The sequence below is a fragment of the Mesorhizobium mediterraneum genome (assembly GCF_002284565.1).
Lineage (GTDB): Bacteria > Pseudomonadota > Alphaproteobacteria > Rhizobiales > Rhizobiaceae > Mesorhizobium > Mesorhizobium mediterraneum.
In genome coordinates, this window is record NZ_NPKI01000043.1 from 108,979 (window position 1) to 131,090 (window position 22,112).

Consider the following 22,112-nt stretch of genomic DNA (forward strand, 5'->3'; position numbering starts at 1 on the left):
GAGACAGGTAGACCGCGACGTCCCCTCATGAAGTACAAGCGATGGAAGCTCTGTCCCCGCTGCTGAGCGCGCCCGAGGCCACGATCCTGTCGTTCGCTTCGTCGGTCACTCTGCGAAGATTGGAGTCGCCCTCATCATCATCGAGCGACTTCCCGATGCGTCTGAAGATCTTGCCGATGTCGGCGCGGGCCGCATCGCGAAGCTGCCTTGCGACGTACGGACTGTAGGCGTCGCGCGGTTGCGATCGGCCGGCGGATTGTGTGCTGGTATAACTTAGCCGACGCCGTACCCCTTCATCGAGAAGGCCAGGTTGGTCGGCATCAATCGAGCGCAAGGCGAGAATAGCCTTGGCAAGAATGATGTGCCGGTAGATAGGCTTCATCCCGCCGGCTTCGAGGAAATCCTCATATCCGTCGATATCGTCAGCGCGCAGATCGGCGGGCGTTTTTGCCTTCGAGTGCTCGCGCAGATACGCGAAGAACCTAAGACATGCATTTAAATGCCCCTTGATGGTACTCCGCGCCCCCAGCGAACCACCAAGCTCCGCCTGCCGGCGAAGAGCACCGGCAAATGCGATGGCGAGAGGTCGCGGATGCAGGCCGGTAAGGTCAACGTCGATGCTCCCGCCATAGCGCGCCTCGATGTTGAAGCGCAGACCGAGGACCGGATCGCGGGCGTGTGCGGTAGCAATGGCATCGGCTGGTGCAAAACGGACTGGAGCTCCCTTGCGCGGCCGCCCCGTCATAATGAAGTCTCCGATGGAAGCAGTGCGAGCAGTTCCTCGACCGCAGCATCGACGGTATCCGCGCGTGTCGCGATGTGGTCGAGGTAGATGTAGGTCGTTGCTAGACTGGCATGACCAAGGAGCCGTTGGACTTGCTGAAGAGGATCGCCGAGAACTTGCCGGTATCCCTCCATCGGTCCGGCAGGCAACGCCGCATCACGGAGGCGATGCTGAATGAGCATCGCCAGCATATGAACTGCAAAGGAATGGCGGAGCTGATGCGGACTGATGTTGACGTCGAAGCCGAAGGATCTGCACCGCGCGGAAGCACGGGCGAAGATGACTTCCCAGGAGTTCGGCTGTACCGGCAAGCCGACCTCCGAGAGCCATAATACCGCCGGTTCGCTAGGTGTGCCGTCGTCGTTGCAGACAATGATCCGGCCGCGTTCCTCGGGGCTGAGCAGGTCAAGCGCGATGTCGCCGCCGTCACGCAGTCGTAGCCGGGAATTGCTCCGCTCCCGGTGTACGAGGATCGGGCGGTCAAGTGATTGCCACCCCGAACGGCGCTGAAACTTTGCAATAGCATGGGAGCGCTCGACAGCGATATAGGCGCATCTGCTCGAGCAGCCGAGCGGGAACGAGTATCTGGCGACCACGATCGCCCTTGGTCAAAGCATCGGGCAGCTCGAGCCAGACCTGACGGCATGGCGGCTGACCAACGACAGCAAGATCGGATGCGAAGAGAAATGAAGCTTCCTCCAGCCGGAGGCCCGTCGTAACCAGGAGATCTGAAAACAGCGCATTGCGAATGCCGTTGCGATCTCGGGCGCCAGGGCGCGTTCCGCCACCAGGCAGTAGCCCTCTCAAGCCAAGATCCCGAAATCTCCGGTAGTCGTCGAGTGTGACGAAGCTGACATCCGCGCGGCGCGCGGCAGGTTCATACGCATCGTTGCGAGCCGAGATCCGCGCTCGCCGGCCAGTATACCCTTGCCTCCACACGGACCGATGCGTGAACGGCGCTTCCGCAATGAGACGCTCCTGGGCGCCCCATCGATACACACGGTCGAGGCAGGCGACGGCACGATTCCAGGAAGCAGCAGAGATGCGTTGGCCGGCCTCCGCACGGCGCCGAACTCGGTGATAGGCAAGGACGTCATGCCGACCCGCCTGCCATACCGTCTTGGCGCAGGCTTCCGAAAGAAAACGGACCCAGACAAGAACGTCATAGCCATAGGCACGAAGAGAATGGTGGGAACGAACGCCGTTGAGAGGCAGGTCGCGGAAGAAGCGATCCAGATCAGGATCGTAGAGTGCCCCATCCCTAAGGATCATGGGAACGTGTGCGCATCAAGCCCGTCAGCCGATCGGCGCTCCTGAATGGTGATGTTCGAAACCGGCGCTACATTGTCCACAAGTTGTTCAACGTTCCCCCGGACCCCCATCCGGGAGCCAGCATCAACGAAGGAGTTCAACTTGCCCGGCGCTATCCAGGCCGGCCTCCGCCAGCTATGTGGGAGCGCTGCGGCCGGCCTGGACAACGCCTCCGTCAGTCCTGTTGCATCGACGCCAGCAAGACACGGAGAGTCGGTGCAGACTGTCAAGATAATGCCACGAGCTCTTCGTGGGCCCGAAACTCGCGATCCTTGTGGTAACGGGAGAGGTTGCGATCAAGCCGGCTTTCCGAGCCGACCCAATGGGTCATTTCGTGTCCGAGGGTCGCATAGTAGCTGGGCCTGTCGCGGAAACTTTCGAACGGCGGCATTTGCACAATATCGAGAGCCGGATTGAAATACGCCTTGTCGCCACCGTGGCGTATGACGGCTCCGGTATTTGCGAAGAAGGCATCCGCATGTTCGATCCGTTCCACCGGGTCTGACTCTGGCGCGGGATTGCCGTAATACTGCGCGGGCAGGCCTTCGATCTGGTCGGCGCAAAACACCGTATAGGCCTTGAGGAACGGAATCCCGCGCTCGACCTCTTCGCCATGGGCATCGGTTTCGGTGCGTGTGATGCGGCTGGCATAGACAACCATTGAGCCGGTCTCGCCTTTGCGGACATGACCGCCCAGCTCGACGCTCTGCTTGAACGTCATCCAGGTCGGGGAAACAAAACCCCTCGAAACCGCCTCCGACCAGAGAAGCAGGGTATTGATCCCCTGATATGGCAATCCATTGTGGCGCAACGGGCGTGTGATACGCCCCGTAGTGTTCGCCGCGCTCCACGGCTTCACCCACGGCCGCACGCCCTTCTCCAGCTCCGCGACGATGCGGTCGGTGATCTTCGCGTAGATATCGACGCGGGTTTTGTTGCTCTTCCTGTCCATTTTCCGGACCTCCGTTCGAGGCCGCGCCAATCGCGGCCGTCACGAGGTCCGGCAGCGCAGGACCGCAGGACCGCGAACCCGCAGAAGAGCAAATCGGAAGGAAGGGATACGTCGCCTGAGGGCCGCAACGTTAGTGGAGGACGGCGAAGCCGTTTAGCGGAACGAGGACCGGAGCAGGACCAACATTCGTGACGACCGCGGTTGGCGCGGCCGTACGAAGTGGTCTTCCTGCTTTTCTCATCTATTGCTTTAGGGGAACCACCGTTGAGTACCGGCTTCGATGGATCAGTCGTCGACCAGCCAGTCAGGCAACGGTCACCAGACCCGTCTGCCGGATCTCCTCCACCAGCACCCCGCGAGCAGCACGAATTTCAAGCGCAGATTTTGAAGGTGAGAGGGATGCTCGCCCTCCCTGCATAGCTGCTTGCACAAAATGTGTTTGCGCATCGCACAGCCTTTAGCCATTAAGGCTGAAGCTGATGGACGCGATGGTTTCGTCCCAGTTGCATCGCAATCGGCTGCTCCCCTCTGGAGGTTTTGACCTTCACACCTAAAGGGCCCTCGGTTTTCCGATGGTTCTATTTTTTGGTGGTGCAACGTCATCCTTCGTCACTGTGCGGAACGCGGCGTGATCGCCGCTTCAGCCCTCAGGCTTTGGGTGTCATTTCTGCCTGACTGTATCGACCCCTCCCGACAAAAGTCTGACCTTTGCCAGCCGTCTGCGGGCAAGCGTTCGCGCCAAAAGTTCAAAGCCGCGTCCGTAACATTCAACAATGAAAGACAGCGTCATCAGATCGAGCAGAAAGTCGTCGATCGCATGTGTGAGCGCATCAGGCCCTTGTTCGAATTGAAGTAGCAAGGCGCGCGCCTCTTCGATCGCGGCCCGGCAATCGTGGGCCTCTATCAGTGCCTCAAGCCTGTCAAGGATGTGCAAGCGTCCTCACTCTCCCCAAGCCACACTCAGCCGCATCGGACGCCGCCGGTGAGTGAGTTTTCAACGAAAGAACATGGTCGCGTCTCGCAAAAAGGCATCGCTCGGCAAAGTGCCCGTTGATGAAGCATGCCGCGTCAAACCACAAGCAAGAATCCGGGCTCCACCCAGATGAAGTCTTCCAAGGCGAGTCGAGCCGGCTCGGGTCTGCGTCTCGGCCGAAAAATGCTGCTCAGAAGAACTGCGGCCGCATTCGTCGGAGGCAAAAGAGTTTCTCTCAATTTTGCCAGCCGCCACTGTTCAGTCGAGATTACATGCGAGACGGCCGATAACGCAAAGCAAAGGCCCGCAAGAATGAGTAAAGCAGCTGGATCAGTTGAAGATTTGGCTGCACCAAAGACCTTTGCGCCCCTCGTGCAGCCGACCTTTCGTTCGATCTGGCTCGCCACCCAGGTCTCTTCTCTCGGCTGGCTGATGCAGACTGTTGCCATCAGCTGGCTGATGGCAACGATCTCGACTTCCGATCTGATGGTTGCGCTGGTCCAGGCGTCATCGAACCTGCCCGCGTTCATCTTGTCAGTATTCGCGGGGGCTCTCGCCGACAATTTCAGCCGTCGCCGGGTCATGTTCGCCGGCCGCTGCCTGATGGTGATAGGATCTGCAATGCTGACGGCGATTGTGGCGCTGGGCTTTGTCAGTCCGTGGATGATCCTCGGCTTCAGCTTCCTGATCGCATGCGGGGGTGCTCTTCACGATCCCGCCTGGCAGGCCTCGGTTGGCGATATCGTCGACCGCCGCGATGTCCCGGCCGCCGTCACCCTGCTCTCCGTCGGCTTCAACACGGTCCGGACCGTCGGCCCGGCACTGGGCGGCATCGTGGTTGCCTCGTTTGGGCTTTTGGCAGCTTTTACCGTGACCACCCTCACCTATTTGGTCCCTTTGGGCACGATATGGCGCTGCAAGTGGAAGGTTCGCTCTTCGCCTCTCCCGCGTGAGTCGATGAGAACGGCGATCTATGACGGGCTGCGCTTCACGGCGATGTCTTCGGAAATCAAGGCGGCGATCGCACGCGGAACGCTGTTTGGCCTGGCAAGCATCGCCATTCTTGCACTGCTGCCGCTGGTTGTCCGTGATCATCTGGGAGGCGGACCGCTCGCCTATGGCACGCTCATGGCCGGCTTCGGGACGGGGGCCGTCTTCGCCGGCATCTCCAACGGCACATTCAGACGGAGCTTGTCGCAAGAACGTCTGATGAAGCTCGCGTGCGTCGCCTGCGCGGCCTGCTCCCTCTCCCTTGCACTGACCTCTTCGATTGCGGTGGCCGCACTTGCGCTCGCCTTGGGCGGCGCGGGGTGGGTCACCGCCTGGTCCGGGGTTGGCGTGAGCGTGCAGCTGGCGAGCCCGCGCTGGGTCGTGGGGCGCACGATTTCGATCTACTATGCATTGATAGATGGCGGCATCGCGACCGGCAGCTGGGTATGGGGCACTGTCTCCCAAAACCATTCCCTGACCTTGGCGCTAGAGGGTTCCGCTGGAGCGCTGCTGCTCGTCGCCGTGGCTGGCGTGCTGTTTCCTTTGCGCGAGCGCCACGAGTCCGAGCCCGATCCTTTGGAGGAATTCGACGCCCCGGCTGTCGCTCTCAATTTGAAGCCGAGAAGCGGTCCTATCGTGGTCAAGGTCGAATATCTGATAGCCGAGAGAAATGTCGAGGCCTTCCTCGAGCTCATGCGGCAGCGCAGGCATATCCACAGCCGCGTCGGTGCTCGGAACTGGACGCTTCAGCGCAACCTGCAGAAGCCCATGCAATGGACAGAGACATTCCGCACGCCGACCTGGACGGACTACCTTCGCCTGAACCACCGCCTGACGGAAGTGGACAAGGAACTGGACGAGCGTGTCTCCCAGTTGCAGGCGGGCGAGGAAGCGCCTCAAATGACGCTTTCGATTGAGCGGCCGACAAGCTCGCCCCGCAAACGCGCAATCCTCCCACTTCCCCGTCATTGAAGCCTGGCCGGCAGGGCACCAGCGATTGCTAATTGGTGCCGCGGATGGTTTCAATGTCATGCCGCCTTATCTACAGGGCGGGTTCGATGTGTTCGCCGAAGAGGTGGTGCCGATCTTGCGCCGGCGCGGACTTTTCCGGCACGACTATGACGGAACAACACTGAGGGACCATTTCGGTCTGCCACGCCCTGGCAATATTTTCAGCCAACCGCAAAGGGCCCCAGCCTGAGCTCCTTTCGCGGCGGGCATTCGATTTTGGGCGGATCGGTCCGACACGGGATTTCTCGCCCGTATCTCTCGGTCGGTGTTTCGCCCCGTGACGCCCCTCCCGGCACATGTATCCGGTCGGTTTCCGGTGCGGGCTCGTTCCGACAGCCTTGACCGGCTTCTCGTCTTCTCGATTGTTCAATACCTGCATTGTTGTCCAAGTGGGCCAGTTTTGGCCCGACCTCGATCACCGCCTCTCATCGTGCCCGCTTCGTTGACTGTCTCGCCGCGCTGTTTCGTCTCCTCGCATTAGCGGAAGTTAAATTTCGAGTGTTTCAGCTTGCCGCAAATTAGGGTCTTGATGGCATGTTTGCATGACTTTCGGACGGGACAGGAAGACTGACGCGGACGGGGATGGATCAAGGCCTTGCGTCAGGACGAGGCGCGGCAGATGCGTGTGCGCATCGCGGAACTGGAGCGCAACCTCATGGCGACCACGCCACAGGGGCGCCATCGACGTTTTGAAGCCGGGAATGAACTTCGCATTGCGAAATTCCGCCTCGAGCGCCTCGAGGAATGCATCGCCGGAATACCGGAAAAATGTGGGGCTTAGCGGATCTCGCGGCTCTCGAAGTTGCCGCGCTCCGGCCGAACTGTGCGCCCGATGCTATGATCACAAAGCTGGTGGTTTGACGCCGGTTGTCGAGAGCATCTCTTCAAGCAGCGCTGGGCGGCAGACGCGCAGGCCGCAGGATGAGTCTGCCTGGAGACAAACGCAAGGGGTTGGTTGTTGCGGACGAGGGGCAAACGCCTTCCGGAAAAGAGCTTTCCCTCCCACGCGTATCTTCCACAGGTAGGCAGCCGCACCCCGTGCGCCATCCTGCAGGACACAGCTACCATAGCGAGGCAATCCCGGTTGAAGAGGCATCGTTTGACTCGGAGATGTTCCTCTGGGGCATCGACCTCTTCATCATGGCTATTACTCGGAAGCCCATGAGTCTTGGGAAGATCTGTGGCGCTCAAGCCATCGGCTTTCGGAAAGACCGGCGACGCTTCGTCTCAACGACTATTCCAGCGGTATTCTTCGCGTTGAACACGGCCGTTTGCTTCGGCTTAGGTTGGGGCGGGGCATCAGGCGCCCTTGGCTCCGGCGTTTTCTTGGTCTCTTCCTTGTTCTTGCGGGCGCACAGCAAAGCCTTGGCGCTCGCCGCCTCCGCATCCGATACCTCGCCGGCCGGCTCGCCATCAACATCGACCCGCACAGCGCCAGCATTCAGTCTCGCCAAGTACCTGGGCATGCTGGTATAGGCGCGCAGGGCTCTCCTCAATTCATCATCTGACAGTTCGCCGTCCAGCACGCGAATGTCATGATGGATGCCGATCCTAAGCGGCTTGGGCGCTTTCGGATCGAACGCCGCAGGCCACTTTGCCGATAGATGCCGGAAAAGCTGCGCGGGCGATTTCCCTCGGCCGGGGGTCGTCATGATCAAGCCTCGCCCGATTTGTTTTGTTTCCCAATTCGGACCCTCCGTAGCCCCCATATATGCAATGATTGTGGACGCCTGAAAAAATGGGGATTCGTCCGGCAGGGGCAAAGCGCATCCTAGCTTCTAGATGAATACCGTTGCCCTCCCAATCTCCTCGCGACTTCTGAGGAACGGAAACGATCAATCGGACGACCAACCTTCCGAACGGGCAAGAACTGTCGGTCATGACGTTTGGCAAAGGACGGCTGCGCCGAGTTAATCGGCGGCAACTTGGCATGGGAAGAGAAGTCAACTCCAATCAAGAAGCCAGCCGCGAAACGCTAGGCTAACGCCTAAGGTCTGGAGCTCGCCTTCTGCTCAACGCCATCACAAGGACGGCGTTGAGCAGCGTAACGAACCTTACATCCTGATGTTGCCAAGCGGTCCTGAACGTGTCGATCTAGTACTCGATCAGCGTATGAACGAAAAAAAGGTTGCAGCTTCGACACGCCGCCGCTCAAAAAGTTCCATGTTCGCCTTTGGCAACGGCTGGCTTGGTCATGCGAGCTTCCCGTACGGCGGCGGCTATTGCAACCGATCGCTCTGACGCTGCCCGTAGCCGCTCGTCGCTAGCCACCGCGCCCGCGCCAGGTGGGATGTCCAAGCCCGACGTGCCCGTTCCGGCTGGCGCTCTGCGTCAATGTTCAAGATGGCTCGTGCCACCTTGCGCCAGTCGAGGCCCATCGCCTCCGACATCAGCAGGACGGCGTAAGTCTGAAAGTGCGCCACGTCGTAAGGTGTGACCTCGGCCAACTCGGGTGTTTCATTATCGATCCAGGACTCCTCCTCCTTTGAGGGCGCGTCGATGTAGCGGCCGATCGACGCCAGGTGCGCCGCAATCTGGTAACGCAGGTGATCGCGGCTGCCGTAGCGGGCATCGATTTCGCCGAGCTTCTTGTCCCCTACGCTTGTCGCGCGGAACATCGGTATCGCCCAGGGAGTAACAACTCGGACCGATGGCGCAGATATCGCAGCCCGTTGCGAACACGTCCTGCACGAATGCGGGAATGTCCTTTTCTTGCATCCGCTTCATTTCAATAGGCCGCTTCTGACTTCACATTTCCTTATCACAGATCACCCAGTTTGCAACCTTGCCGTGCAATCTTGGGCGTCACTGCGGCGCGCGAGCACCTTCCCTCACAGCTCAGCCCAGTGAATCCGCCCCGTGCGCGCCTCACCCGGAGCCGGAAGAATTAGGACATCTTCCCTGTGCAGGAAGAACCGACGCGCGAAGAACTCAAGATTTGGGTATCGCTCCCTTCCTGTGTAGCGCTCTGCCGATAGCGCAGCCTGTCGGGGCAGAAGGCAAGGAAGATAGCCCGCAAGTGTCGGAGAAGCTGCGGCTTCCAGGATTGGCGCTCGCACGGTTGCTGAGGCCGGTTTACCCTATCGAACACTATGCCGACCGAGGAAGATCGGGCGAAGCCGAAGCTCCGCCCGGTGGCAGTTAGCCGAGCGCCGCCATCTGAAGGTCGGCCGCCTGCCGGTTGACTGTCTGGCCAGGGTTCTCAACCTGGCGTTCGTAAGGCTTCCAGCTTTCACCAACGATGTGCTCGTAGGCGGCGACGGCGCCCTCGGCCGCCATGCGCAACGCGTGGGCTTGGAGGCCCATGTCGGCGGCGAACTCGCGCTTGCGCTGTGCATTGCTGTCGAAACCGACAGGACCGTCGAGGTCCTCGTCGCGGGTGTCGTTGGCGAGCCTGGCTGTGGCGTCCTTGGCCTCGGTGACGGCCTTCGAGTAGAACTGGCCTGCTCCATAGGCGGAGCCGACATAGGAGCCGACGATCCTCTGCAGGTGGATCTGCATCGCCTTGTCGGAAAGTCCCTCGGAGAGTGTGTCGGCGCCATCGATCAGGCTGCGCTCGTGGAATTCACGGATGCCATCGCTGTCGAGGACGGGAAGGCCGAAGCTTTCGGAGATGAGCGTGGCCTGATGGCCGTCCGGGCAGCAGAGCCGAACCATTTCGAGTGTCGTGCCCTTGCGGAGCTGGACGACGCGGGCTTTGGTCCTGGTGGAGCGGGTTGAACTGGACATTAGCTTTCCTTTCTAGCGATGCCCTTCAGGTGATCCGGCCCTTGCCGGTCTTCCCTGCGGGTGCGGTCGAAAGGAACCGGCGGAAGCTGGACGCTTCAGGGTCCGGGACCTGCCAGGCGAGCGAGGTCGGCTTGCGGAAAAGCGGGGGCCAGTCCTTCACTGGTCCCTGCGCAGGACGCGGGCCGGCCTTGCCGAGATCGGCGGGTTCCGGCCGCTCCGCGGCGCGACAGCGGCCTTGAAGGGGCCAGCCGCCGGTTCAGACCGCAGCAAACCCGCCGGAAAGACCGGCAAGGATGAATTCGGACATCGGCACGCGGGAGGAAATCCACTGTTCAATTCCCGCCGCCACACGATCCGCCTGCCCGCCAGGCTGCGCGAGGGACGGCGTTTGAACTTCGGCTCCTGCCGATATCGGAGATGTGCGCCGCCCGCTGCTGCGGATCAGCTCTTTGGCCTGCTCCCACGTCGGACTGACAACGCACTGGTTTCAATGCCGCCGCAATGACAGATCAGAACGACGACTACGTCTATGACGACGCGACAGGGGAATTGCGACCAGCGTCGGAGATGGCTGCCATGCAGCTACTGCCGAAAGCATCGAAGTGCGCGATGCCGCCGGCAAGGTGCTGGCCGACGGCGACTCCGTCGCCCTCGTCAAGGACCTCAAGGTCAAAGGCGCTGGGCAGAGCCTGAAGCAGGGCACGGTGATCAAAGTCGATCCGGCTGACCGACAAATCCTGACGAAATCGACTGCCGGAATGACGCGATCAAGGGGCTGGTGTTGCGAACCGAGTTCGTACGCAAGCGCTGACCAGGCCGCAGTATCAGGCGCGCCTCAGGTCCGGCGGGATTCTGTCACAGTGCTGCGATCGCAGCGTCCTGCCTTGCCAGTTTGCGAGATAGGCATCGATCTCGTGCTGCCTTTCCTGTGTGATCGCGGCAAGGTTCGATCGATATCGTTCCAGAAAGGTCCTGGCATCGGCAGGTTTTAGGCGTCGGCGGCCGTTACGCTGGGGCTTGAGCTGCGGAATGATCGCCGTCATCCGCCTTATGATCTGCCGGTCGATCATATCAAGCTGGCGCTGTGTCTGGCGCCGTGCCTCCTCCATGCGAAAGAGCTGCGCGCGGCGATCGCGGACAGACATTATGTGTCCCTCCCCTGCCAATCCATGAAGCTCGATGGCCCGCCATAGACACGATGGCGCGCAACATCGATGACGAATCCAAAGCGGCCGACATGGTATTCGTCGGTCGGAACGAGAAAGCGACGTTCCTCCGTGCCCGGTCCACGCCTGCCGCCGGGCGTCGCGATAACCTCGGTGAAACCGGCCTGGTGCTCGGTATCGCCGACACCACGACCCAGTTATCGGTAAGCATCTCGAAGAATCCCGCTCGTCCTTTTTCGCGGATTGGCCGGGTTCGAGCACCCTGCCGTGGATCGCCTCCCAGGCTTCCGGATACCAGTCGCGGATCGTCTTTTTCGCACAAGCCTTCTCGAAGTCCGTGAGGAGCTGCGGGAAGGCTTGGGCGACGGCCGCCCAATGGCAGTCCTCTTCATACCAGCCGCCATCGGCACGGAGCATGACATGGACTTTGCGATTTCGCTCCGCCGACAGATGGAACCCGCCATGGCCTGCCGTTGAGTGAGACACGACGCCCTCGGCGTAGACGGTCGCTCCCTGCGACGTTCCCCATGGCGTGTGGGCGCGGGAATCGATTTCGCGACGGCCAAGCGCTACGCGATGCTGCTGGTGGAGAGCGTTCTCCTCGACATGCGCGCGAAACGCCGCCTCGTCGGCAAGCTCGCCGGCATGGCCGTAGAAATCGCTGCGCGTCCATTCGGCCATGGGCCGGCGGATACGCCAGCCCATGACAAGATAGTGCCGGCCGTTCCGGACCGGAACCATGGCGAACGCCGTTTCACCGACAAGCGCAACGGGATATCCGTCGGCGCTGCGGCCAAAACAAATCCCCACATTACCGGGGGCCTCGTCTCGTATCCGGGGAGTGGCCACGCTCATGCCGCCACCCTCCCCTCGACGGTATCCGCGGCCACGGCATCGGCCGTCACCTCTTGCAGAACGGCTCACGGATAGCCGTGCCGCGTCAGCCATTCTTCTGCATCCGCACGATGGCTGGCGAGATAGACCAGTTCGGCGTCTTCGCAGTGGCGGTCGAGCACCAGGACCGAGCCGATAGCGGGCCGCTCCTTGACCGCAAAGTTGAGATCGCTGTTCACCGAAAAACTCTGGTGAACACGCAGGACGACGGTGCCCTGGCTGCCATAATCGCCCTTGTGCAGGGTAATGGATGCCGGCAGCGTGGTGTTGCCGACGCGGGTTTCGGCCTGCTTGCGGATCAGCCGGCCGCCACTGTTGCGGTTCTCCCATGCGGCGAGCTTGTTGCGATGTCGCTCGGGCGGGCGTGGCGTTCCATCGCGATAAGTTACGATCGAACCGAGTGGAACGAGGTCATAGATGGTTTGAGCCGACATGATTGGTCTCCGGTGTTTAGGGCGAAAACGAAACCGCCGCCGGCGAGGTCACCGGCGGCGGTAATGCAATCGGAAGGAAGAAAGCGCGCGCTGCTATTCGGCGGCCTCGCGGAAGCCTTCAGCGTCATCGTCGCCGGCATACTCGTGCGCTGGCTCGATGATCGCATCGCCGTCGAGCTCGTCCTGGTGCGCCGGCGTGCCGTCGTCCTCAGGCTGTTCCCTGGCCTCGTTCATCTTCAGCCAGGAGGTCAGCTTTTCCGGAGTGGGTGCAAACAGCGCCGACGGGTGGACGAAGCAGCCTTCCTTGAAATGCTCGACCAGCGCCGCACGGGTGTCCTTGACCTTCTGACGGGGCAGGACGGATGTATCGGCGCAGGCCGCTTCCAATGCCTGCCGCGACAGGCATGACAGGAAGTCCTCAGTCCCCATGTTGGCTAAGAAGTTGTCCGCGGCGATGATGTCGCCGGCGACACGGGCGACAACGCCGCTGTCCGAGCGATTCTCCCTGCAGGACAGAACGTCGATCAGCAAGGACCGCACGGCAATGCGCAGCGTGTCCATGTCGAACGTCAGCCTGCCCTCCTGGTCGAACAGGCGCGCGGCATGTTCGCCGAGGCCTGCGGCCCCGTAACAGGAGATGTCGCGGGCACCAGATGCCACTGTGACATTCTGGCCGGCGAAGGCGAGGACGAGCAGCGCCATCAGCGTGTCGTCCTCGATCGGTGCGCGCGACAGCGCCTCGTGCAGCGCGTCGGTACGCAGGTCGCCGATCATCTCTATGCCTTTGCGCGTTACGTCCGGACGCGGCTTTGCCGTAATGACGATATCATCGCCATCGGTCTCAACATCAGCGCCATTCTTGCCCTTGGGGTTTTTGGCCGCCGGCATGCGGTACGCGACCGACTGCACCTTGCCGTCGCGGTCGAGATACAGGGCGGTGTGATCGGACTTCGACGGCTTGCCGTAGACCCGCTCGGCCTTGGGCGGCAGCTTCGGCTCGCCCCACTGACCGGCTTCCACGATCACGACGCGCTTGGGCAGAGTGTTTGCCATCCACTCCTGCTGCGCGCCAAGGAAAGCCTCGACATCGACCGTATAGCGGCTGTCCTCGTCGGCCGGCGCGAACAGGTCCTCGACCCAGGCTATGCCGTAGGCGTGAGCGAGATCGTCACCGAAGCTGGCGTCGCGCGCGTACATGCGGCGCTTCGTCAGGCCCTGCGCCACGCTCCACCATGACACCTGGGGATCGGCCTTGGACGGCTTGTGCTTCTTCCAGACCTCCTTCTGCTCATCAAGCGAAGCCGACGCGATGGTGCGCAACTGCTGCTCGTTGGGCATGTCGCCCTTGGCCATCTGGTCCAACATGGCCGGCAGAACGTTGGCGAGCAGGCGCAGCTTCCTGATCTGGCGGACGGGAAGCGCTAAAGCGAGGGCGACGGCTTCCTCGGTCCAGCCGAGCGCAACCAGCCGCTCAATCGCGCGCCATTGGTCGACGGGATCGAGTTGCTCATGCGCCAGCGTCTCGGCCAGCGACCGCATTGCACCACCATCCTCGGCGTGCTCGATCACCAGCACGGCGATCTCTTCCAGACCCGCGGCAATCGCCTGCTTCACACGACGATGTCCGGCATCAATGACATAGCCGTTGCCGCCATCCGCTTCCGGCGCCACGACAGGTGGCTGCACGATGCCGACAGCGCGAATGGTAGCCAGCAGCAGCGCGTCGGCCTGCGGGCTGGACTTCGAGCGTCGCGCCTTGTCCGGGTTATCCTTCAGCGCACGCGGATCGACAAACTTCAGTTCCATGGAGATGCTCCTTCAAGGGGTTTGCGGACACCGCCGTTCGCGGGTCCTTCCTCGTCTTCTTCCCGAAGACATCCCCCGGCCCGCTGAGCGGACGGGCAGGTGCAACTGCGGCCGAGCATCCCTGCCGGCCAGATCAAGCGGGGCTCTTGAGCCCTGCGCAGAGCGATCGGCCGGGATCGCGAGCGGCGCGGTTGAGCGCCAGCGTCAGCGGCCCGCCCGATCTGCGAGAGGGCTTTATCCTTCCTCCGTTTTTCCTTTCCACCTCCCTGCGACGTGGATCTAGAGCACGTCCAGTTTAATCGGGATCACAATCCTGCAGCCGGCAAGCTGCGCCATGAAGTTCTAATCTAAGCCCGATGGCCACAATCGTTCCGATCATGACCACCTGATCGAGGTTCTCCTGGCGTACGACCGGTGATCTACGGCTTCGAAGGCACGTGCGATTGTCACCCCATCGCATGGCGCCTGGCTGGGGCTGGTTTTTCGAGGTGCGCTGGTGTCGTCGCTTGGGAGGCTCGGCCGAACTCGAGGGGGCCTGCACAACAGTTGGGACAAGAATGATCCTGGCAGCATTCTAGTGTTCAACTACCGAAAACTTCAGCCAAGTAGTCGATGAACACTCGTATCTTCTGCGGTGTATGGCGCCGTTGCGCATAAAAGGCGTAAATTGATTGCTCCACGGGTTCGTAGTGTGGCAGCAGCTGCACCAGACGGTTTTCTGCAAGGTCGTCTGCGACCATAAAATCCGGGAGCAATGAATAGCCATATCCGGTCAGGCAAGCGTTTTTGACCGCACGTGCGGAGTTCATTCTAAAGTGTTGCGGAACTTCGAAGTCGATGATTTCGCCTAAAAACCTAAACTGGTGTGTTCGCCCCCATTCTCCGCTGACTTGCGTGACCGATGGATAGCTTCTGATTTCGTCGAATGATTTGGGCATCCCAAACCTTCGACAAACTTCGGGAGAGGCAACAAATACTATTCTTTGAGTATATATCTTCTGCGCGATCATAGATGAATCTCTTAATGGACCGACTCGAATTGCAACATCGTAATGCTCCTCGATAAGATCAACCAAGCGGTTGCCGAGATCGAGTGAGATGTCTAGCTGGGGAAACCTTCGCAAGAACTCAGGCAAGGCGGGTGCCAGGCATTCGTTGCCGAAAGCCATGACGCACGACACGCGCAACTGCCCGCGCGGAGTTTCGTGGCGCTCGCGAACCACGCTCCGCATAGTATCGAGCTCCTCGAGTATGCCAGAGCTTTTTTGCACGAACTCCATTCCTGCATCAGATAAGTTGAGTTGACGGGTGGTCCGGTTGAAGAGACGCACCCCCAAATCGGCCTCCAGCTCAGCCATGATTCGACTGACTGAAGGCGCGGAAAGTCTCAACTCCCGGCTCGCTGCGGTAAAACTCCCATGGCGCGCAACCTCGATTGCGATGCGCATCGCCGTCACCATATCCACCCAGACACTCTTTCAAAATCTAAAACAATGTTTCTCCGAAATGCCTATTATCACGGCATGCAAACTGATGCATTCAAGAAGCAAGTGCGTCATGGTTTGAGGGACAGAACCCGACCCAGATATCGGAGCACCTGTGCTCGTAAGGAGAGACCGCCATGGCCAAGAATCCTAGTTGGGTACTGCGGAGTTATCCGTCGGGAATGCCGACGGTCGGCAACTGGATGCGGGAAGATCGCCCGATTCCGGAACCCGCAGAGGGAGAACTGCTCCTCAAGACCTTGTGGCTCTCGGTGGATCCGTACATGCGCGGCAGGATCAGTCCGGCGAAAAATTACGCCGCTGGCTTTGGATTGGGGGATCTGATGTCGGGAGGCGGAATCGGGGAAGTGATCTCATCCGGATCTCCTGATTTCAAGCCTGGTGACATTGTCATGAGTGACTATTTTGGATGGCAGCCTTTCACGAGCATTCCTGCGTCCTCAGCCAAGGTTGTGACCGCCACCGACGCCCCCGTGCAAGCCTCGCTCAGCTACCTGGGTATGCCGGGTCTGACGGCATATTTTTCGCTTCTCAAGACCGGCAAGCCGAAACAAGGCGAGACAGTCTTGATCTCGGCGGCCTCGGGTGCCGTGGGGCAGATTGCGGGGCAAATCGCGCGGATAAAGGGACTTGACCCGGTTGCTATTGTGGGCACGGACGCAAAACTCGAATGGTGCAAAAAGCTTGGGTATCGCCAAGGCATCAACCACCGAACATCGACTGACCTGGTGGCCGATGTCGCCGCTGCGTGCCCAAACAGAGTGGACGTATTTATCGATAACACTGCGGGACCGATCCACGATGCGGCGATGTTAAATCTTAATACGTTCGGTCGAGTTGTGATCGTCGGGACGATTGCTTTGGCTGATCGATTCGATCAACCAGATATCGGCTTGAGACACCTCAGGAAAACTCTGATCACTCGGGCTCGGATCGAAGGTTTCTTGCTTGATGACCATGAACACGAATTTGAGACGGCAAAGGCCGACCTGCTATCCTGGTATAAACAGGGACTTCTTGAGACAAAAGAAGACGTCGCTGAAGGGATCGAGGCGGTACCTTATGCCTTTGTGCGCATGTTGAATGGGGAGAACTTTGGTAAGCAGCTAATAAAACTGTGAAACCAAATGGTCTTTTGTCATTGATTGCGGCCGGGATGCGTGAGCTCTTTATCCTCCTAGGTGGCCGGTTGGCACGAATGGCCCTGCTTGAAAGGGCGATCCGAGACGGGCGCCGCCACGATTTGTATCGCGGCTTGCGCACTGTGGTGATCGGATATCGGCGCGCCTCCTGTATCGCCTGCACCCGAGCCCCTTGAACCTTTGCCGCCGGTCAATGCCTGACACAATGACCGGCAGCTGTGTCGAGCCTGCTATGCGGCTGCACGCTGATCCTGACCATCAATCGAAGACCCAAGATCGGTTTCGATTTCCGCAAGCTGCCGGCGCTTCTCAGCCAATTCGCCAGAGAATCCGAACTCGCCGCCCTCACGCGAGCGATAGGAGGTGAGCCTGCGCTCGGCATCCTCAAGACGCTGGCGATATCGTTCCTGCTCGCCCTCGAAGCCGGCCAAGGCATGCTCTAGCCTGGCGATGGCGCCAAGCGGCCCGGTGGTCACCGGGATCTCGATCCCATAATCGGCACCGGTGCGCATCAGCATGGTGGCATAGCGGTAGCCGTCTTTGCCGAACCGCTCGCCGGAATAGTCGAAATCGAACCCGCCGATGGAGGCGATAGTGGTTTCGCCTTGCTGCTGAAGCTGCACGAGAGTCAGGATTTCCTTCATCAGCGCACGACCGGCGAGTTTGCGCTCCGTGAACGCGTCGTCCCCGACCACCATGCTGAACCCATGGCCGGTCGTCGGCACGAGGCGCTCGATGTCCTTCCCGACCTCGCCGAGGCGCCGGGTCGAGTATTCGATATCGCGCTCCGCATCGCGGATCTGCCGTCGAACGGCGTGCTCATCATCAATGTGGGCCGCGCGAAGGCGCTCCAGACTGGCAATGTCTGCCTCCAGACCTGCCTTCTGCATCAGGCGCGGATCGCCCGAGGCGATCGCTTTGGCCATCGCGAACTGGTTGGCCTGCCCCTCACCAATATCCTCCAACCGCCGGATAGACGTGTCTCCGGAGAGGGCGGCCGCGATGAACCGGGCCTTGCGCTCGTTGTTCTGCCACATCTGGGCGTCCATCGATCCTTCCGTGGCGTAGGCGAAGATGTCGATGACATCGTGCTGGTTGCCCTGCCGCAGTATACGGCCTTCGCGCTGTTCGATCTGGGAGGGAAGCCACGGCACGTCGAGATGATGCAGCGCTTTGAGGCGGAGCTGCGCGTTGACGCCGGTGCCCATCGTGTCGGAGGAGCCGATCAGGAACCGGACCTTGCCGGCCCGCACATCACCGAACAGGCGCTGCTTGGCTTGCGCCTTCTTGAAATCCTGCATGAAGGCAATTTCCGATGCCGGAACGCCCCTGCGGATCAGTTCATCCCTGATCCAACGATAGGCCGAGAAGCCTCTGGTCTTCTCAACGCCGATCGTGCCGAGATCGGAGAAGATCATCTGCGCTGCGCCCGGAAGCTCGAACGGCTTGCCGTCGGCGCGGATATAGCGGCTTTGCGCTGTTTCCTGCCAGATACGGAAGACATTGCCGATGAGAGCGTTGAGCTTGTTGTCCGGCTCATCGTCATTGTCCGGATCGACCAAGCGCAGGTCGATCGCGGCGTGCCGGCCATCGGTGATAACCGAGAGCAGGATGTCGTCACCAGGTTCTGCCGGACGGTCGCGTTCCTCGATGGCCTTGATGCGGGCATCGAGCACCATCTGGTAGCGCTTGAAGGCCGCGGAGGGCTTGGCGGTGACGATCTGACGTGCGCCGGTCGAAAGCGCCGGCACCTTCACATATTCGCGAAGGTCTTCCGGCATCACCACATCCGCGAAGGAGCGGAACATGGCAATCAGCTCCGGCACGTTTACGAAGGTGGCGAAGCGCGTCACCGGCTTGTATTTGCCGGATGGCTGCAATTCGAGTTCGGTCGTGACGTCGCCGAAGGTCGAAGCCCAGGCATCGAACTCGTGCAGGCCGCGATGGAGCAGCGCCTCGTAACCGAGATAGCGCTGCACCGAGAACATCTCGCCAAGCGTATTGGTGATCGGCGTGCCGGAGGCCAGTACGAGCGCCCTGCCCGGATTCTTCGTCTCCACGAACCGGGATTTGACATAAAGGTCCCAGGCCCGCTGGGAGCCGTTCGGATCGACGCCCTTGAGCGTCGACATGTTGGTGGCGAAGCTGAGCTTCCTGAACTCCTGGGCTTCGTCGACGACGATCTGGTCGACGCCGATCTCGGAGATGGTGAGCAGGTCGTCCTTGCGGGTCGCCAGCGCCTCCAGTCGTTCCTTGAGGCCCTCCTTCAGCCGCTCGAGGCGCTTGCGCGAGACGCGGTCGTCGCCCTCGACCTTGGTCAGCAGCGTCTCGTAGAGCTCGAGCTCGTCCTGGATCATCTGTTGCTCGAATGCCGACGGCACGCCGATGAAGCGGAAGGCCGAATGCGTGATGATGATCGCGTCCCAAGCGGCGGTGGCCGCCCGTGACAGGAAGCGATGTCGCTTGTCCTTGGAAAAATTCGTCTCATCGGCGACGAGGATGCGGGCGGTCGGATAGAGCGCCAGAAATTCGCGGGCCGCCTGTGCAAGGCAATGGCCGGGAACGACCAGCATCGCCTTGGCGATCAGGCCAAGCCGGCGCTGCTCCATGACGCCCGCGGCAATCGTCATGGTCTTGCCGGCGCCGACGGCGTGGGCGAGGTAGGTCGAGCCGGCCGAGACGATGCGCCAGATGCCGCGCTTTTGGTGCCCGTAAAGAGAAAAGGCGCCGGAGGCGCCTGGAAGTTGCAGGTGATCCCCATTGAATCTTCGGGGCGCGATGTTGTTGAAGCGGTCGTTATAGACCCGCGCCAGCCGGTCGGTCCGGTCGGGATCGGACCAGATCCAGTTCTGGAAAGCGGTCTTGATCTTCTGCAGCTTTTCCTTGGCGGCTTCCGTGTCCACAACATTGAGCACGCGCTTTTCAGCATGGCCCTCCTTCACCGTGTCGAAGATCTGCGGCACCCGGCTGTTCAGCGCGTCGGCTATGAGCTCGCCGGCATGTCGGCGATCGGTGCCCCATTCGGACGTGCCGGCCGCCATCCATGCCAATTGGCGCGCCTCGACGGTCCACGATGCCAGCTCCGGCATATGATGGATCCTGATCTCGGCACCCATCGTCTCCTTGACGAAGGCGACAACATCGGCGGCGGCGATCCATGGCGCGCCGAGACGCGCGGTGATATCCGAGGGACGAAGATCGGCCGGCTGCACGTCTTGCAACGCCGTGACGTTGCGCTCATAGGCGAAGTCGAGGGCGGCTGCGGCTTCCGCGACCTTCAACTTATCGCGGACCTGACCGGAGAGATAGGCGTCGGCCGTTTGCCACGAACCGGTCTCCGGATCGCGGTAGATGGCGTCACCCAATTCGCCTATGACGGCATCGACATTCTCATGCAGCAATTCGGCGATGTGATCGATGTCAATATGGCCGCGTTCGTTGAGCACGACGGCAAGCGCATCGGAGGCCGATGTGATGATGGGTGCTGCGGGCGGCGCGATGACGCGCTCGGTGAAAATCGGACCCGGTCGGGCGGTATTGGTCTCGAGATCGTAGTCCTCGATGGAGGCGACCAGCCAGCAATCGGGATCATCGAGGAAGGGCTGCAGGTTGGGGCGGCGATGCGTCTCGTGGACCTCCCCGGTCTCGGCATCCTCGCTCACCGACACGGTAGTGAAGTTGATGGGCCCGAAGCCGCGCACAAAATTCGACCAGGCGATGCGCAGCCTGACTTGGGCCGGCTTCCACGGCCGGTCGAACTCCTGCGCCTTCAACACCTCGCGCACCGCGTCGCGGATCGGGATCAATTTGCGGATGATGCGGGCATGCTTTTCGGGGATGCCTTCGGTGCTGCGGCCCTTGCGGACCTTCACCGCGACCGGCTCGCCGTCGATGATCTGCATCAGGCCTCGGCTGTTGAAGAAGAAACTGCCCTCGCGCACTCCGGCGACGCCTTCCGTCAGGGCATCGACGACGTCGGCATTGTCATCGGCGGCACGATCAATCTCGTCCGGCTCGCCGTCATAAATGGCTTGTGGAAGGAGGGCGATCGCAGCCGTGAGCGCCCGCTCCAGATCGACACCGTGAGGCAGGCAGGAATAGGCCTGGCCGTAAGGCCCCGAGACAATGGCATGCGTGCCGAGCACGAAATCCGGGTGGCGCGCGAACCAGCGGTTCACGCGGATCGCGCCTTCATCCTCCGTCGCCTGGCGGACTTCCTCGATGTCGAGCCAGGAGAGATCACCTTCGGGCTCGGCCACCTTGCGCTTGCGGAAAAACAGGATGTCGACCACGACGTCCGTGCCGGCGTCGGCGCGGAAGCTGCCTGCGGGCAGACGGATGGCGGCGATCAGGTCGCCCGTTTTGGCGATATGCTCAAGCGCAGAGGAATCCGCCTTGTCCAAAGTGCCGGAGCTGGTGACGAAGGCGGCGAAAGCGCCCGGCTTCAACAGGTCGACGGACCGGGCGATGAAATAGTCGTGCAGGCGCAGGGCGAGCGAACGATAGGCCCGGTCGGAGCGCACCGTGCGATCGGAAAATGGCGGGTTGCCGATGGCGAGGTCGAAACTCGCCGGCAGCTCCGTGCGGGCGAAGTCGCCAGTGACGATACGCGCGCGCGGCTGCAACAGCCTTGCGATGCGTGCCGTGACCGGATCGAGTTCGATCCCGGTGACCTGTGACACATCGCGTAGCGCTTGGGGCATCAGCGCCGGAAACAGGCCCGTGCCAATGCCTGGCTCGAGCACACGGCCGCCACGCCAGCCGAGCCGCTGCAGGCCTGACCAGATCGCGCGGACGATGAAGTCCGGCGTGAAGTGGGCATACTGGGTGCAGCGGGCGAGCGAGGCGTAGTCGACCTCGCCGACGGCATCCTCCAGCGAAGAGCCGATCTCGTCCCAACCTTCTCGAAAATCGATCTCGCCGGGACGCTTGAAGACGCCATTGGCAAGGTCGGACGCGCCGAAGCCGGTGAAGCGGATCAGCCTCTCCTGCTCCTCGCACGTGGCCGGGCGATCGTCCGCCTCGATCTCGGCGGCGAGCCGGATCGCCGCGATGTTGTCGCGCGCGCGCTCCTTCCAGCCGCGCGCCAGGCCACGGCTACCAGCGAGATGGAAGTTCGGCCCGCGCGCCCGGCAGGCCGTGGATGGCCGCCGTGCGACTGCCGCGACCGGCATCGCGGGCGCCGGCGACGACGGATCGGGATCGTCGTCACCGTCCGGCTCGACAGCGTCGCCAAAGGCCGTCACGCCGAGGCCGAGGCCGAGGCCGGACGACAACGCGGTGTTGCCGAAAAGGTCAATGGTGAAAGGATCGTCATGCGACATGGCTGGATCTCCTGAATAAGGGCGCACGTCGCGTTCCGCTGGATGACTCCAGCCGGCCGGACATGCGCGGCATGTGGGGGATTGGGATGTT

At 61.3% G+C, this 22,112-nt stretch carries 14 protein-coding genes and 5 pseudogenes; 5 read left to right on the forward strand and 14 right to left on the reverse strand.

The window, feature by feature from the left end; translation table 11 throughout:
* Positions 1 to 25 precede the first annotated feature (25 nt).
* The 5 genes and pseudogenes from CIT25_RS37825 to CIT25_RS29935 form a co-directional block, all read right to left on the reverse strand.
* Complete coding sequence (locus CIT25_RS37825) at positions 26 to 745, reverse strand: hypothetical protein (RefSeq protein WP_245330047.1); 720 nt, start codon at positions 743 to 745, stop codon at positions 26 to 28.
* Positions 742 to 1,380: a hypothetical protein gene (locus tag CIT25_RS38345; protein WP_342587124.1), complete on the reverse strand. Its 639-nt coding sequence runs from the start codon at positions 1,378 to 1,380 to the stop codon at positions 742 to 744. The genes CIT25_RS37825 and CIT25_RS38345 overlap by 4 nt, the downstream gene beginning before the upstream one ends.
* Positions 1,265 to 2,056, reverse strand: coding sequence for a site-specific integrase (locus CIT25_RS38350; RefSeq protein WP_245330048.1), 792 nt, complete (start codon positions 2,054 to 2,056; stop codon positions 1,265 to 1,267). Before CIT25_RS38350 ends, CIT25_RS38345 begins: the two co-directional genes overlap by 116 nt.
* A 274-nt stretch (positions 2,057 to 2,330) precedes the next feature.
* Positions 2,331 to 3,047, reverse strand: a pseudogene (locus CIT25_RS29930) (ArdC family protein); the annotation flags it as partial.
* 661 nt (positions 3,048 to 3,708) lie between these two features.
* On the reverse strand, positions 3,709 to 3,981 hold the full coding sequence (locus CIT25_RS29935) for a hypothetical protein (RefSeq protein WP_095488749.1): 273 nt from the start codon (positions 3,979 to 3,981) through the stop codon (positions 3,709 to 3,711).
* Between the two features lie 351 nt (positions 3,982 to 4,332).
* Here CIT25_RS29935 and CIT25_RS29940 point away from each other — a divergent pair, with 351 nt between their 5' ends.
* The 3 genes and pseudogenes from CIT25_RS29940 (at position 4,333) to CIT25_RS29950 (ending at position 6,802) form a co-directional block, all read left to right on the forward strand.
* Entirely contained in the window at positions 4,333 to 5,982 is a 1,650-nt protein-coding gene (locus CIT25_RS29940; protein ID WP_095488750.1) for an MFS transporter, read from the forward strand.
* Positions 5,983 to 6,016: 34 nt separating this feature from the next.
* Positions 6,017 to 6,211: pseudogene (locus tag CIT25_RS37840) on the forward strand (LLM class flavin-dependent oxidoreductase); the annotation flags it as partial.
* Between the two features lie 405 nt (positions 6,212 to 6,616).
* On the forward strand, positions 6,617 to 6,802 hold the full coding sequence (locus CIT25_RS29950) for a hypothetical protein (RefSeq protein ID WP_245330049.1): 186 nt from the start codon (positions 6,617 to 6,619) through the stop codon (positions 6,800 to 6,802).
* A gap of 406 nt (positions 6,803 to 7,208) precedes the next feature.
* Here CIT25_RS29950 and CIT25_RS29955 read toward each other — a convergent pair whose 3' ends face one another.
* From CIT25_RS29955 to CIT25_RS29970, 3 genes are all read right to left on the reverse strand, one after another.
* On the reverse strand, positions 7,209 to 7,784 hold the full coding sequence (locus tag CIT25_RS29955; protein ID WP_245330050.1) for a ProQ/FINO family protein: 576 nt from the start codon (positions 7,782 to 7,784) through the stop codon (positions 7,209 to 7,211).
* 456 nt (positions 7,785 to 8,240) lie between these two features.
* Positions 8,241 to 8,639 (reverse strand): hypothetical protein, encoded by a 399-nt coding sequence (locus CIT25_RS38355; RefSeq protein ID WP_306462348.1) that lies wholly within the window; start codon positions 8,637 to 8,639, stop codon positions 8,241 to 8,243.
* Positions 8,640 to 9,162: 523 nt separating this feature from the next.
* The gene (locus tag CIT25_RS29970) at positions 9,163 to 9,750 is read right to left on the reverse strand and encodes a hypothetical protein (protein ID WP_095488752.1); all 588 of its coding nucleotides are present in this window, start codon (positions 9,748 to 9,750) and stop codon (positions 9,163 to 9,165) included.
* A gap of 501 nt (positions 9,751 to 10,251) precedes the next feature.
* On the opposite strand from CIT25_RS29970, the pseudogene CIT25_RS38230 reads away from it, so the two are divergent.
* Positions 10,252 to 10,561, forward strand: a pseudogene (locus tag CIT25_RS38230) (alkylphosphonate utilization protein).
* A 13-nt stretch (positions 10,562 to 10,574) separates the two neighbouring features.
* Here the strand turns inward: CIT25_RS38230 and CIT25_RS29980 are convergent.
* The 5 genes and pseudogenes from CIT25_RS29980 to CIT25_RS30000 form a co-directional block, all read right to left on the reverse strand.
* Entirely contained in the window at positions 10,575 to 10,895 is a 321-nt protein-coding gene (locus CIT25_RS29980) for a hypothetical protein (protein ID WP_206073016.1), read from the reverse strand.
* Positions 10,895 to 11,771 (reverse strand): annotated as a pseudogene (locus tag CIT25_RS37850) (DUF7007 domain-containing protein). The gene CIT25_RS29980 and the pseudogene CIT25_RS37850 overlap by 1 nt, the downstream one beginning before the upstream one ends.
* Positions 11,768 to 12,244: pseudogene (locus tag CIT25_RS29990) on the reverse strand (hypothetical protein). The pseudogenes CIT25_RS37850 and CIT25_RS29990 overlap by 4 nt, the downstream one beginning before the upstream one ends.
* A gap of 93 nt (positions 12,245 to 12,337) precedes the next feature.
* The gene (locus tag CIT25_RS29995; RefSeq protein ID WP_095488753.1) at positions 12,338 to 14,050 is read right to left on the reverse strand and encodes a ParB N-terminal domain-containing protein; all 1,713 of its coding nucleotides are present in this window, start codon (positions 14,048 to 14,050) and stop codon (positions 12,338 to 12,340) included.
* A 581-nt stretch (positions 14,051 to 14,631) separates the two neighbouring features.
* Positions 14,632 to 15,510 carry a LysR family transcriptional regulator gene (locus tag CIT25_RS30000; protein ID WP_095488754.1) on the reverse strand — a complete coding sequence of 293 codons (879 nt, stop codon included), beginning with the start codon at positions 15,508 to 15,510 and terminating at the stop codon, positions 14,632 to 14,634.
* Positions 15,511 to 15,671: 161 nt separating this feature from the next.
* On the opposite strand from CIT25_RS30000, the gene CIT25_RS30005 reads away from it, so the two are divergent.
* A complete protein-coding gene (locus CIT25_RS30005; protein WP_095488755.1) occupies positions 15,672 to 16,676 on the forward strand; it encodes an NADP-dependent oxidoreductase in 1,005 nt (334 codons plus the stop codon).
* Positions 16,677 to 16,927: 251 nt separating this feature from the next.
* Here CIT25_RS30005 and CIT25_RS30010 read toward each other — a convergent pair whose 3' ends face one another.
* Entirely contained in the window at positions 16,928 to 22,021 is a 5,094-nt protein-coding gene (locus CIT25_RS30010; protein WP_095488756.1) for a lactate dehydrogenase, read from the reverse strand.
* Between the last annotated feature and the right edge of the window lie 91 nt (positions 22,022 to 22,112).

Excerpts from the sequence above, each read along its gene's own strand:
- CIT25_RS37825 (WP_245330047.1), bottom strand. The coding sequence starts at position 745 with ATGACGGGGCGGCCGCGCAAGGGAGCTCCAGTCCGTTTTGCACCAGCC.
- CIT25_RS38350 (WP_245330048.1), bottom strand. The coding sequence starts at position 2,056 with ATGATCCTTAGGGATGGGGCACTCTACGATCCTGATCTGGATCGCTTC.
- CIT25_RS29940 (WP_095488750.1), top strand. The coding sequence starts at position 4,333 with ATGAGTAAAGCAGCTGGATCAGTTGAAGATTTGGCTGCACCAAAGACC.
- CIT25_RS38355 (WP_306462348.1), bottom strand. The coding sequence starts at position 8,639 with ATGTTCCGCGCGACAAGCGTAGGGGACAAGAAGCTCGGCGAAATCGAT.
- CIT25_RS29970 (WP_095488752.1), bottom strand. The coding sequence starts at position 9,750 with ATGTCCAGTTCAACCCGCTCCACCAGGACCAAAGCCCGCGTCGTCCAG.
- CIT25_RS29980 (WP_206073016.1), bottom strand. The coding sequence starts at position 10,895 with ATGTCTGTCCGCGATCGCCGCGCGCAGCTCTTTCGCATGGAGGAGGCA.
- CIT25_RS29995 (WP_095488753.1), bottom strand. The coding sequence starts at position 14,050 with ATGGAACTGAAGTTTGTCGATCCGCGTGCGCTGAAGGATAACCCGGAC.
- CIT25_RS30000 (WP_095488754.1), bottom strand. The coding sequence starts at position 15,510 with ATGGTGACGGCGATGCGCATCGCAATCGAGGTTGCGCGCCATGGGAGT.
- CIT25_RS30005 (WP_095488755.1), top strand. The coding sequence starts at position 15,672 with ATGGCCAAGAATCCTAGTTGGGTACTGCGGAGTTATCCGTCGGGAATG.
- CIT25_RS30010 (WP_095488756.1), bottom strand. The coding sequence starts at position 22,021 with ATGTCGCATGACGATCCTTTCACCATTGACCTTTTCGGCAACACCGCG.